This window comes from Microbacterium testaceum StLB037, from assembly GCF_900104345.1.
In the GTDB taxonomy this organism is placed as follows: domain Bacteria; phylum Actinomycetota; class Actinomycetes; order Actinomycetales; family Microbacteriaceae; genus Microbacterium; species Microbacterium testaceum_A.
In genome coordinates, this window is sequence record NZ_FNJN01000001.1 from 132,152 (window position 1) to 144,573 (window position 12,422).

The 12,422-nt window shown below is 71.6% G+C and carries 11 protein-coding genes; 7 read left to right on the forward strand and 4 right to left on the reverse strand.

The window, feature by feature from the left end:
- Positions 1-103 precede the first annotated feature (103 nt).
- Complete coding sequence (locus BLS25_RS00590; protein WP_056226769.1) at positions 104-1,564, forward strand: NAD(P)H-quinone dehydrogenase; 1,461 nt, start codon at positions 104-106, stop codon at positions 1,562-1,564.
- Positions 1,565-1,766: 202 nt separating this feature from the next.
- Here BLS25_RS00590 and BLS25_RS00595 read toward each other — a convergent pair whose 3' ends face one another.
- Both BLS25_RS00595 and BLS25_RS00600 read right to left on the reverse strand, forming a co-directional pair.
- Positions 1,767-3,533, reverse strand: coding sequence for an ATP-binding protein (locus BLS25_RS00595; protein ID WP_074694082.1), 1,767 nt, complete (start codon positions 3,531-3,533; stop codon positions 1,767-1,769).
- Positions 3,534-3,610: 77 nt separating this feature from the next.
- On the reverse strand, positions 3,611-4,258 hold the full coding sequence (locus BLS25_RS00600; protein WP_074694083.1) for a Maf family protein: 648 nt from the start codon (positions 4,256-4,258) through the stop codon (positions 3,611-3,613).
- 144 nt (positions 4,259-4,402) lie between these two features.
- On the opposite strand from BLS25_RS00600, the gene BLS25_RS00605 reads away from it, so the two are divergent.
- The 4 genes from BLS25_RS00605 to BLS25_RS00620 are packed head-to-tail and all read left to right on the forward strand — an operon-like array spanning position 4,403 to position 8,670.
- Entirely contained in the window at positions 4,403-5,662 is a 1,260-nt protein-coding gene (locus BLS25_RS00605) for a class I SAM-dependent RNA methyltransferase (protein ID WP_074694084.1), read from the forward strand.
- 59 nt (positions 5,663-5,721) lie between these two features.
- Positions 5,722-6,390, forward strand: coding sequence for a response regulator transcription factor (locus tag BLS25_RS00610; RefSeq protein WP_056226776.1), 669 nt, complete (start codon positions 5,722-5,724; stop codon positions 6,388-6,390).
- Positions 6,383-7,639, forward strand: a complete 1,257-nt coding sequence (locus BLS25_RS00615) for an ATP-binding protein (protein WP_256335504.1) — start codon at positions 6,383-6,385, stop codon at positions 7,637-7,639. Before BLS25_RS00610 ends, BLS25_RS00615 begins: the two co-directional genes overlap by 8 nt.
- Complete coding sequence (locus tag BLS25_RS00620; protein WP_081349633.1) at positions 7,636-8,670, forward strand: hypothetical protein; 1,035 nt, start codon at positions 7,636-7,638, stop codon at positions 8,668-8,670. The genes BLS25_RS00615 and BLS25_RS00620 overlap by 4 nt, the downstream gene beginning before the upstream one ends.
- A gap of 322 nt (positions 8,671-8,992) precedes the next feature.
- On the opposite strand, the gene BLS25_RS00625 is transcribed toward BLS25_RS00620, so the two are convergent.
- Positions 8,993-9,229, reverse strand: a complete 237-nt coding sequence (locus BLS25_RS00625) for an acyl-CoA carboxylase subunit epsilon (RefSeq protein WP_056226777.1) — start codon at positions 9,227-9,229, stop codon at positions 8,993-8,995.
- Positions 9,226-10,815 (reverse strand): acyl-CoA carboxylase subunit beta, encoded by a 1,590-nt coding sequence (locus tag BLS25_RS00630; RefSeq protein ID WP_371129294.1) that lies wholly within the window; start codon positions 10,813-10,815, stop codon positions 9,226-9,228. The genes BLS25_RS00625 and BLS25_RS00630 overlap by 4 nt, the downstream gene beginning before the upstream one ends.
- 158 nt (positions 10,816-10,973) lie before the next feature.
- Here BLS25_RS00630 and BLS25_RS00635 point away from each other — a divergent pair, with 158 nt between their 5' ends.
- Together BLS25_RS00635 and BLS25_RS00640 are read left to right on the forward strand one after the other, a co-directional pair.
- Positions 10,974-11,756: a biotin--[acetyl-CoA-carboxylase] ligase gene (locus BLS25_RS00635; RefSeq protein WP_074694384.1), complete on the forward strand. Its 783-nt coding sequence runs from the start codon at positions 10,974-10,976 to the stop codon at positions 11,754-11,756.
- A gap of 59 nt (positions 11,757-11,815) precedes the next feature.
- A complete protein-coding gene (locus tag BLS25_RS00640; protein WP_056226781.1) occupies positions 11,816-12,373 on the forward strand; it encodes a PH domain-containing protein in 558 nt (185 codons plus the stop codon).
- The last annotated feature ends 49 nt before the right edge of the window (positions 12,374-12,422 follow it).

Sequence of the window (12,422 nt, forward strand, 5' to 3'; positions counted from 1 at the left end):
CACTCTAGAAACTGCGGGGCCTGCGGGCCAGACGGCACACACCTCGGATCATCGTGTCGGGCGCAGCTGTGTGGCGCATCGGCATCCGCCCAGCGCTGACAGAATGGATGCCATGGTGCAGAGCTTCGAGCGCAAGCAGTCCGTCGCGATCGTCGGCGGCGGCCCCGGCGGATACGAGGCGGCTCTCTCCGCCGCGCAGCTCGGCGCCGACGTCACCCTCGTCGAGCGCGCGGGAGTCGGCGGTTCGGCCGTCATCACCGACGTGGTCCCCTCGAAGACCCTCATCGCCACCGCCGACGCGGCCGTCGCGATCCGCAATGCCAGCAGCCTCGGCGTGCAGCTGTTCGCCAAGGACGACCGCGGCAAGCCGCTGACCCCCGAGGTGGCGATCAACCTCGCCGCGGTCAACCAGCGCCTGCTCTCACTCGCGCGGCAGCAGTCCGACGACATGCGCGCCTCGTTGCTCGAGGCGGGTGTCCGCATCATCTCGGGCCACGGACGTCTCGACGGCAACGGCGCCGTGGTGGTCTCGACCGAGGCCGGCGGAACCGACTTCGACCGTGTCGAGGCCGAGACCCTCGTCGTCTCGGTCGGTGCGTCTCCCCGCGAGCTCCCCTCGGCCAAGCCCGACGGCGAGCGCATCCTCACGTGGACGCAGCTCTACAACATGAAGTCGGTGCCCTCGCACCTCATCGTCGTGGGCTCCGGCGTGACCGGCGCCGAGTTCGCCTCGGCGTACATGAACCTCGGTGCCAAGGTCACGCTCGTCTCGAGCCGCGACCAGGTGCTCCCGGGTGAGGATCAGGATGCCGCGGCCGTGCTCGAGCGCGTGTTCCAGCGCGGCGGCATGACCCTGTTGGCGAAGGCGCGGGCCGATTCGGTCGTCAACACCGGCGATGGCGTCACCGTCACCCTCTCCGACGGCCGCACCATCGAGGGCAGCCATTGCCTGATGGCGGTCGGGTCGATCCCCAACACTGCCGGCATCGGGCTCGAGCAGGCGGGGGTGCAGATGACGGCATCCGGTCACATCCGCGTCAACCGCGTCGCGCGCACCTCGGTGCCCAACATCTACGCGGCGGGCGACTGCACGAACTTCTACCCCCTGGCATCCGTCGCCTCGATGCAGGGGCGTCAGGCGATCTTCCACGCCCTCGGCGACATCGTGATCCCGCTCGAGACGCGCCGCATCACGGCCAACATCTTCACCGCGCCCGAGATCGCCACGGTCGGCTTCAGCGAGCAGGACATCACCGAGGGGCGGATCGCCGGCAAGGTGCGCAAGCTCCCGCTCTCGGCGAACCCCCGCGCGAAGATGCAGGGCATCACCGACGGCTTCGTCAAGCTGATCGCCCGCGAGGGCAGCGGCACCGTGATGGGCGGCGTGATCGTCGGCCCGAAGGCGTCGGAGCTCATCTACCCGATCGCGATCGCCGTCGAGCGCCGCCTCACCGTCGACCAGGTCGCGCGCGTGTTCGCGGTGTACCCCTCGCTGACCTCGAGCATCACCGACGCTGCGCGCGCCATGCACATCGTCGATCGCGACGACCCCGGCGAGGACTGAGCCCTCCGGATGCCGCGGCCTCGCGGCACCCGTCACCCGTCGGTGCCCCGGCGGGGCGGGGTCGTCGATAAACGTTCCCTGCACGGAGAAACGCTTTCGCGTGCGTTTGCCGGTGCAGCGCGCGCTCATGAATGCGCCCCGCACGAACGACGGCGCCGCGCCCCCCGAAGGAGCGCGGCGCCGTGTCGAACGGAGGGGCCCGTCAGCTGATCAGCAGCAGCTGGTGCCCCGCGGCGACCGTGGTACCGGCCGAGGCGTCGATGCTCGCGACGGTGCCGTCCTTGTGGGCCTGGATGGGCTGCTCCATCTTCATCGCCTCGAGCACCACGACCAGGTCGCCCTTGACGACCTGCTGGCCCTCTTCGACGGCCACCTTGACGACGGTGGCCTGCATCGGCGACTTCACCGCGTCGCCGGTGGCGCCGGCCGTGGGCGAGGCGCCGTGCGCGCGGCGGGACGGGGGAGCGGCGGCCGGACGACCGACCGAGGGAGCCGCGGCCGTGATGCGGTCGGGCAGGCTCACCTCGAGACGCTTGCCGCCGACCTCGACGACCACCGTGTGGCGGCCGGGGGCTGCGGCGGGGGCTTCGAGCTCGCCGTCCCACGCGGGGATGTCGTTGACGAACTCCGTCTCGATCCAGCGCGTGAACACGCCGAACGCGCCGTTCTCGGCGGTGAAGGCGGGGTCGCGGACGACCTTGCGGTGGAACGGGATGACGGTCGGCATGCCGGCGACCTCGAACTCGTCGAGGGCGCGGCGCGAGCGCTCGAGGGCCTCGGCGCGGTCGCGGCCGGTCACGATGATCTTCGCGAGCAGCGAGTCGAAGGCGCCCGAGACGCTGTCGCCCGCGGTCACGCCGGAGTCGAGGCGGATGCCGGGGCCGCCGAAGGTCTTGAAGACGTGGATCGGGCCCGGCTGGGGGAGGAACCCGCGACCCGGGTCCTCGCCGTTGATGCGGAACTCGATCGAGTGACCGACCGGGGCCGGGTCGTCGTAGCCGAGCTCTTCGCCCTCGGCGACGCGGAACTGCTCGCGCACGAGGTCGATGCCGGTGACCTCTTCGGAGACGGGGTGCTCGACCTGCAGGCGGGTGTTGACCTCGAGGAACGAGATCGTGCCGTCGGCGCCGATGAGGAACTCGCAGGTTCCGGCGCCGACGTAGCCGACCTCCTTGAGGATGGCCTTCGACGCCGAGTAGAGGATGGCGTTCTGCTCGTCGGTCAGGAACGGCGCGGGGGCCTCTTCGACGAGCTTCTGGTGGCGGCGCTGCAGCGAGCAGTCGCGCGTGGAGACGACCACGACGTTGCCGGCGGCATCGGCCAGGCACTGCGTCTCGACGTGACGCGGCTTGTCGAGGTACTTCTCGACGAAGCACTCGCCGCGGCCGAAGGCGGCGACCGCCTCGCGCGTGGCCGATTCGAACATCTCGGCGACCTCGTCGAGCTCGCGCGCGACCTTGAGCCCGCGTCCGCCGCCGCCGTACGCGGCCTTGATGGCGATCGGCAGGCCGACCTCGTTGGCGAAGGCGATGACCTCGTCGGCACCCGAGACGGGGCCGGGGGTTCCGGGGGCCAGGGGGGCGCCGACCTTCTCGGCGACGTGGCGCGCGGTGACCTTGTCGCCCAGGGCCTCGATGGCGTCGGGCGAGGGGCCGATCCAGATGAGGCCGGCACCGATCACGGCGCGGGCGAAGCCGGCGTTCTCGGCGAGGAAGCCGTAGCCGGGGTGCACGGCGTCGGCGCCGGAGCGGCGGGCGACCGAGAGGATCTTCTCGATCGACAGGTAGGTGTCGGCGCTGGTCGCACCGTCGAGGGCGTAGGCTTCGTCGGCGAGGCGGGTGTGCAGGGCGTCGCGATCCTGATCGGCGTAGACGGCGACGGAGGCCTTCCCCGAATCACGGGCGGCGCGGATGACTCGGACGGCGATCTCGCCGCGGTTGGCGACAAGGACCTTGGCGATCTTCGGCATCCTCCCAGCCTAGCGAGGGGTTACCCCGGCCTTTTGACCCTCCTCGATAAGAAACGCCGAAAAACGTGTGAGGGAGTCTACGAACGGTTCCACAGGTCGGTCCACGAACCGCCCAGTTCGCGCACCAGTCGGCGGACCGTCGAGAGCGACATGCCCACCACCGTCGAGGGGTCCCCGTCGACCCGCTCGATGAACGCCCCGCCGAGGCTGTCGACGGTGAACGCCCCCGCCACCAGTAGGGGCTCGCCGGTGGCCACGTACGCGGCGATCTCGGCGTCGTCGACGTCGGCGGCGAAGGTCACCGAGGCTTCGGCGACGGCGAAGGCCTCGCGCGGCTCGGAGCCGCGGGACAGGCGGAAGACGCTGTGACCGGAGTGCAGCACCCCGGTGCGCCCTCGCATCCCGCGCCAGCGTGCGGTCGCGGCATCCGGGGTGTACGGCTTTCCGAGGATCTCGTCGCCGAGGGCGAACATCGAGTCGCCCCCGATGACGAAGCCGTCGAAGTTGGGCTCCTCGGCGCGCAGGCGGTGCGCGACGTCGGCGGCCTTGCGCCGCGCGAGCAGCAGCACGTGCTCGGGGGCGGGCAGGCGCCGGGCCTCGGCCGCCTCGACCTCGGCGATCACGGCTTCCTCGTCGACCTGGGGTGCCCGCGCCTCGGGCTCGATGCCCGCTTGGCGCAGCAGCATGAGTCGAGCGGGAGAAGTGGATGCCAAGCACACGCGCATGCGACAACGCTACCCAGGTGCGGGGGCGGCGGTCTCCGCGCCGCCCGGACCCCTCGACGAGCTCAGGGACCTCCTACCGGGGCGGTCGGGCGTCGCCGCGTCCGCCCCCGGCGGTCTCCCGGCCGTGTATGACAGGCTCGGAGGATGCACGACGGCGACCTCATCGAACTCGACATCACCGGCATCGCCCACGGCGGCGTCTTCGTCGGACGGCACGAGGGGCGGGTCGTCTTCGTCTCGGACACGATGCCCGGCGAACGCGTCCGCGCGCGGTTGACCGACACCCGCAAGAAGGCGTTCTGGCGGGCCGAGGCCGTCGAGGTGGTGGATGCCGCTCCCCAGCGCCGTCCGCACGTCTGGCGTTCGGCCGATATCGGTGTGGATCCCGCGGAACGCGTGGGCGGGGCCGAGTTCGGTCACATCGACCTCGCGCACCAGCGCGCCCTCAAGGAGCGCGTGATCCGCGAGGCCATGGAGCGCGTGGGCCGGCTCGAGCTGCCGGTCGACGTGCGCCCCGCCGGCGACGCCGATCACCCCGAGTCCGTCGACGGAACGGGCTGGCGGACGCGCGTGAGCCTCCACGTCGATGACCGGGGCCGGGTGGGCGCCTACGCCGCGCGGTCGCACCACGTCGTCGAGACCCCCGACTTCCCCCTCGCGACCGAGGCCGTCGCTCGCGCGGCCGCCGAGGTGCGCGGGGGAGCGCGCCCCGGGCGCGTCGACCTCGTCCAGCCGGCCGACGGACGCGTGCGCGTCCTGCCACGGCCCGAGGGCGAGCGCTCGACCGCTGCCCCCGAGGTCGTCGACGAGATCGTCGGTGAGCGCGTCTTCCGCGTCGATGCGGGCGGGTTCTGGCAGGTGCACCGCCTCGCCGCGTCCACGCTGACCTCTCTCGTCACGGCGGAGCTCACCGCTTCGGTCGAGGCCCTCGACCCCGAGGCGATGCACCTCGACCTCTACGGCGGCGTCGGCCTCTTCGCCGCCGCGCTCGCCGAGCTGGGCGGGTCGTCGACGCGCGTGGTGAGCGTGGAATCCGACCCCCGGGCGACGGAGCACGCCGGTGAGAACCTCGCCGAGTGGGTCGGTGCGCGGGCCGAGACGGCACGGGTCGATCGCTACGTCCAGAACCTCGCCGCCGGCGCTTCCGAGCGGGAACGCGAGCGTCTGGAGCGCGGTGTCGTGCTGCTCGACCCGCCGCGGGCGGGTGCGGGCCGGGTCGCCGTCGAGGGCATCGCCGCGCTGTCCCCGTCCGCCGTCGTCTACGTCGCGTGCGACCCCGTGGCCCTCGCCCGCGACCTGGCGCTGTTCGCCGAACTCGGGTACCGCGCCGAGCGCGGCATCCGGGGTGTCGACCTCTTCCCGAACTCGCACCACGTCGAGGCCGTCACGGTGCTGCGCCGCTGACGCGCCGGGTCGCGTGACCTTCACCCGCGCGGCGGCCCCCGCGCCGATACGATGTGGGGATGACGCGCGTCGCCCTCATCGATGACCACGAGTCGGTCCGACTCGGGCTGGAGGCCGCCCTCGCGCGCACCGAGGCCACCGAGGTCGTCTTCTCGGGCGCGAACGTCGCCTCGTACCTGTCCTGGCGTCAAGCGGCGGCCGCGAACCCCGCCGACGTCGTGGTGCTCGACCTGACGCTCGGTGACGGCACGACGGTCTCCGAGAACGTCGACCGCGTCGTCCGCGACGGCTCCAGCGTCATCATCCACAGCGTCGCCGACCGCGCCGCCGCGGTGCGCGAGGCACTCGCCGCGGGCGCCGCGGGGATCGTCAGCAAGTCGTCGCCGACGCACGAGGTGCTCGGCGCCATCAGCACCGTCGCCCGGGGCGAGGTGCTCGACAACGTCGAGTGGGCGAGCGCCGTCGAAGGCGATCGGGAGTTCGCCGACGCGCAGTTGTCCGCTCGAGAGCGCGAGGTCCTGCGCCTGTACGCCGCGGGCCTTCCGCTCAAGGCCGTCGCCGACCGCCTCGGCGTCGCCTATTCCACCGCCAAGGAGAACATCACCCGCGTCCGCGTGAAGTACGTCGAGGTGGGGCGCCCGGCACCGACGAAGGTCGACCTGCTGCGGCGCGCCATGGAGGACGGCATCCTGCAGGACGCACCCGATGATGCTCCCCGCCATGGCTGAGAACCATCGGTCCGTGCTCGACGAAGCCTGGGGGCGGATCCCCCACACCCGCGAGGGGCAGGCGGAGCAGGGGTCGTTCACGCAGACGCGGATCGAGCGCGTCATCACCCTGATCGTGGGCCCGGGCTCTCTCGTGCTGGGGCTGCAGGCCTTCGTCGCCGCGTTCGGCCCGGGAGATGAGGCGGCCGGGTGGCACATGCCTCTCGTCCTCGCCGTCTTCGTGCCGCTGGTGGCGATGATCGTCGCATGCACCGTGGGACGCTTCGCGCGGGTGTTCTCGGGTGTCTTCGCGGTCGTCTTCATGCTCGCCCTCGCGTTCTGGCCCGTTGCCACGGCCGGCGGACCCACGCCGGTCCCCACCGAGAACCCCTGGATCTTCTACCTCATCAACGTCGCCACGGTCGCCACCGTGGTCGCGTTCCCCCTCTCGCTGCAGATCGTCTGGACGGTCGCCGCGCCGCTGCTGTTCGGGGTGGTGCGCCTGCTGCAGGCCGGCGGGCGGGGAGAGTTCATCCTGCCGATCTCGCTCGACGTCTCGTTCGCGCTGATCCTCGGCAGCGTCCTGGTGACCCTCGGCTGGATGTACCGCTCGATCGCCGCGAACGTCGACCAGGCCCGCGCGTCGGCCGTGTCGAGCTACGCGGCCGCGGCCGCGACGGCCGCGACCGAGCACGAGCGGGTCGCGGTGGCGGCTCTCATGCACGACAGCGTCCTGGGCGCCCTGCTCGCGGCGGACCGCGCCACGACCCCGCGCGAGCGCACTCTGGCCGTCAGCATGGCGCGCGAGGCGCTGACCCGGTTGGCGAACGCCGAGAAGGACTCCCTCGAAGGAAGCGACGAGCCGGTCCCCGCGCTGCGCCTGGCCGACGACATCGAGGCCGCCGCCCGCGAGCTCGGGGTCGACCTGACCGTCGTCCGCCACGTCGACGAGGGCACACCGCACGTCCCCGGGCGGATCGCCCGCGCTCTCGTCCTTGCGGCGATGCAGGCCGTCGCCAACGCCGTACAGCACGCCGATGCGCAGGGCCTCACGGTGCAGTTGACGGGCTACGCCTCCCCGGGAAGCGTGTCGGTCCGGGTGCGCGACACGGGCCCCGGCTTCGACGTCACCGCCATCCCGGCCGACCGACTCGGCATCCGCGGTTCGATCGACGCGCGACTGGCGGCCGTGGGCGGTCGCAGCGAGATCGACTCGCACGCCGGTGGCACGACGGTGACGCTCGAGTGGGAGAGCGGAGACCGCTGGTGACCGTTCGCGCCATCCTGTCGGTCATCGGACTGGCCTTCACCGCCTACCTCGCGGCGCGCGGCCTCATCTGGACCTCTCCCGAGACCGTCGAGCGCGGGTGGCTCATCGTGGCGGCCCTGGTGCTCTACCTCCCGGTGACGTGGATGTGGATCTTCGCGATCGGCGCGCGCGGTCGGCGGGGACAGCCGGCGCCGACCGCGGGTGCGCGACTGCCCGCCTGGGGGGTCGTGCTCGCTCTCGTGGTGGCGATCGTGGTGTCGAACGCGACGTTCCTCGCGGTCACCGAGGCCGGTCGCACGCAGCCTTTCGTCACGTGGGTGATCGGCGGTGTCGGCGCGCTCATGACCATCGTCATGGTGCGGCGCCGGCCCATCGTCGCATGGGTCGGGATGCTGATCCTCGCCGTGTCGACGTCGTTCTGGTTGGGGCCGCTGCAGGCGCTCAGCCTGGGCCTGGTCGGCTCGATCGTGTGGGTGACCGCGGCGCAGCTCGTGACCATCGCCCTCGACCGCGCGGCGCGGGACGCCGAGCGTCTCGCCGAGCTCCAGCAAGCGGCATCCGCGTGGCAGGCCTCGCAGAGCGGCCGGCAACGAGAGCGTCGACTTCACGTTCAGCGCGCGCTGCAGGCGGCGGGCCCCATCCTCGCCCGCACCATCGAGAACGGCGGCAACCTGCGCGCGGCCGACAAGCAGGCCGCTCGACGCGCCGAGGCCAGCCTGCGCGACGAGCTGCGGGGCAACCGCCTGCTCGACGACGACGTGCGGGCCGAGATCGACGCCGCGCGCCGCCGGGGGTCCGCGGTGAGTCTGTTCGACGAGGGCGGTCTCGAGGGACTCGGCGCCGCGGATCTGAAGGGCATCCGATCCGAGCTGGCGGGCATCCTGCGGGAGTCCGTGTCGGAGCGCGTGATCATCCGCACCTCTCCGCACCACGAGATCGCCGTCACGATCGTCGGGCGCTCGAGTGGTGAGAGCGCCGGGGGAGACGACGATCAGGTCGACCTCTGGCGCGAGATCCGTCGCCCGCGCTGACCCGCAGGCGGAAGCAGTGCCGCGACCGTGATCTCGGCTGTGATCGAGCCCCGCGTGTGCGCGCCCCCGCGGCCGGCGGCGACGACGTGAGGGGGGTCCGTCGACGCTGCCATGCCCTCCGCGGGGGAAGAGGATGGGGGTGAGGGGCGGCGAATGCGCCTGCCCCTCACCCGTGCGAACGGTTACCCGAAAACCGTCCGCGCGGTCGAATCCGGCTCTAAGGAGCGGTCCGACCGAACGCGTGATGCGTTCCAGCTCCTCCAGTATTCGGCAGTGTCCCTCGCCCGTCTGTAGGTATTTCGGGGGACATTTCGAACACGTGTCAGCCGGTGAAACCGTGCCATCCGGCGGTGCGGTTCAGCGGGGTGCGCAGGCCGCGAGCCGACAGCTCCCAGCGGGAGCGCGGCGTCTCGTCGGGAACCGTGGCGTCGGCCACCTCGCGCACGTAGGACTCGCTCACCACGACGATCGCCGCGGCCAGTTCCTCCTCGGTGGGCGTGCCGCGTACGACCTCCGCGACGATGGGTCGGGGGGCGTCGGGGTCGACGGTGTCGCTCACAGCGGGATGTTCCCGTGCTTCTTCGCGGGCAGGCTCGCGCGCTTGTTGCGCAGCGCCCGCAGGGCCTTGGCGATCGAGACGCGTGTCTGCGCCGGCTCGATGATCCCATCGAGCTCACCGCGCTCGGCGGCGAGGAAGGGGGATGCCACGTTGTACGTGTACTCGTTCGCCAGGCGCGTGCGCACGGCCGCGACGTCTTCGCCGGCCTCTTCTGCGCGCTTGATCTCACCGCGGTAGAGGATGTTGACCGCGCCCTGGCCGCCCATGACGGCGATCTCAGCCGTGGGCCACGCGAGGTTGATGTCGGCGCCCAACTGCTTGGAGCCCATGACGATGTACGCGCCGCCGTAGGCCTTGCGCAGGATCACCGTCACCAGGGGCACGGTGGCCTCGGCGTAGGCGTACAGCAGCTTCGCGCCGCGGCGGATGACGCCGGTCCACTCCTGGTCGGTGCCGGGGAGGTAGCCGGGCACGTCGACGAGGGTGACGATCGGCACCGAGAACGCGTCGCAGAAGCGCACGAAGCGGCTGGCCTTCTCTCCCGCGTCGATGTTGAGGGTTCCGGCCATCTGCGAGGGCTGGTTGGCGATGATGCCGACGGTGCGGCCCTCGATCCGGCCGAAGCCGATCACGATGTTGGGCGCGAACAGCGGCTGCACCTCGAGGAACTCCGCCGCGTCCACGATGCCGTCGATCACGGTGTGGATGTCGTACGGCTGGTTCGGGGAGTCGGGGATGACGGTGTTCAGCGAGCGGTCGGCATCCGTCGTCTCGAATTCGAAGGGCGTGTCGTAGACCGGGATCTCGGCGAGGTTGTTGTCCGGCAGGTAGCTGATGAGGCCGCGCGCGTAGTCGATCGCGTCGTCCTCGTCGTCGGCGAGGTAGTGCGCGACGCCCGAGCGGGTGTTGTGGGTGTGGGCTCCGCCGAGCTCTTCCATTCCCACGTCTTCGCCGGTGACGGTCTTGATGACGTCGGGGCCCGTGACGAACATCTGGCTGGTCTTGTCGACCATGATGACGAAGTCGGTGAGGGCGGGGGAGTACACCGCTCCGCCGGCGGCGGGTCCCATGATGATCGAGATCTGGGGGATGACCCCGGATGCCGCGGTGTTCAGGCGGAAGATCTCGCCGTACTTGCCGAGCGCGACGACGCCCTCCTGGATGCGGGCTCCGCCCGAGTCGAGGATGCCGATGATCGGTATGCCGCTGCGCAGCGCCAGCTCCATCACCTTGATGATCTTGTCGCCGGCGACCTCGCCGAGCGACCCGCCGAAGGTCGAGAAGTCCTGCGCGTACACCGCGACCGTGCGGCCGTGGATCGTGCCGGTGCCGGTGACGACCGAGTCGCCGTAGGGGCGCGACTTGTCCATGCCGAACGCGGAGGTGCGGTGGCGCACGTACTCGTCGAGCTCGACGAACGAGCCGGGGTCGACAAGCATCTCGAGACGCTCGCGGGCGGTGAGCTTGCCCTTCGCGTGCTGCTTGTCGCGGGCGGCGGCTTCGGCGTCGACGACCGCCTCCTGGAACCTGTTGCGCAGGTCCGCGATCTTGCCGGCGGTGGTGAAGAGATCGGGCTGGTCGGTCACGCTTTCCACCCTAGCGACAGCGTCGGCGCCCGCGTTGGAGGGTGCGCACAAGCGAATGCGCGAGGCACTGTGGCATCCGCCCATGTGCTCCCGTGTCGGGCCGCCGCGACGAGCGCAAGAGGATGCCGCGAGACCGGTGCGTTCTCTAGGGTGTGCTCATGCCGATCCCCGCCGCCGGATACCCGCTCGCCGCCGCCCACAGCCCGCGCGTGCAGGTCGTCGAGACGACCGACTCCACGAACGCCGACGTGATCGCGGCGGTCACCGCCGATCCCGAGGGCTGGCCGCACCTGTCGCTGCTGGTGACCGACGACCAGCGCGCCGGGCGCGGGCGGCTCGACCGAAGCTGGACGGCGCCGGCGGGAACCGCGCTCGCCGTCTCGGTCGTCGTCGACGCGGCGATGGTCCCGATCGCCCAGCGCGGGTGGATCCCGCTGGTCGCGGGGGCCGCCATGACGCGTGCGGTGCGCGCTCAGCTCACCGGTCACGGCGGGTCGGCCGAGCTGAAGTGGCCGAACGACGTGCTCGTCGACGGGGGCAAGATCTGCGGCATCCTGGCCGAGGTCGTACCCGGCGCGGCCGACACGGTCGTGGTCGGGGCGGGCGTCAACACGCGCATGAGCCGCGCCGATCTTCCGGTCACCACCGCGACCTCGTTCGCCGCGATCGGCGCGGAGTGCGACGACGACCGCCTCCTCGCCGGCTACCTCGAGGATCTCGGCAAGATGCTCTCGCGCCTCGCGCACGACGACGTCGAGCGCGTGCACTCTGAGATCGAGAAACTCTGCGTCACCCTTGGCAAAGAGGTGACCGTCGCGATGCCCGACGGCTCCACCCTCCAGGGCACGGCCACGCGCCTCGACCGGGACGGGCGCCTCGTCGTCGAGGCCGGCACCATCGAGACCGTCGTCTCGGCCGGAGACGTGGTCCACGTCCGCTGACGGCGAGGCGCCCCGCGTGGCACCGGCCCGCCGGGCCCCGCGCGTCGCACAATGAGACCGTGACCCAGCCGTCGAACTCGATCGGGCGCCCGCGGATGCCGGCGCCGGGGACGGCCGCGCCCGAGTTGCGCATCGCTCGACTGCGCTCGCACGCGCGGCGCCTGTTCTGGTCGGCGCTCGTCCTGATCGGCGTCGCGGGGGCGACAGCTTTCTTCTACGACAACCTTCCCGCGCCCTACGAGAACTGGATGCTGCTGACCGCGGCGGGCGTGCTCGTCCTGCTGCTCGTGGTCGTCCCCTACCTCGTATGGCTCTCGCACACCTGGACCATCACGACGCGCCGCGTGATCGAGCGCTCCGGTCCGTTCGGGGCCAACCGGCGCGAAGTCTCCCACGTGCGCGGGTACGCCATCGAGATGCGGCGTGGCATCCTGCAGCGGATGTGGGGCGCGGGCACGCTCTCGCTCTCGAACGGCGTCGAGCCTCCGCTGCGCCTGAAGAACATCCCGCACGCGGTGCTCGTCCACGAGACGCTCGTCGACCAGGTCGAGGTCAACCAGATCCTCGCCCACCGCGACGCGCAGACCTTCGGCTCGGGCGCCGTCGGCGGGCTTTGACCCGCGTCGCGGCCACCGCTCGCCCCGGCGTGCGAACCCGCCCCCTGGT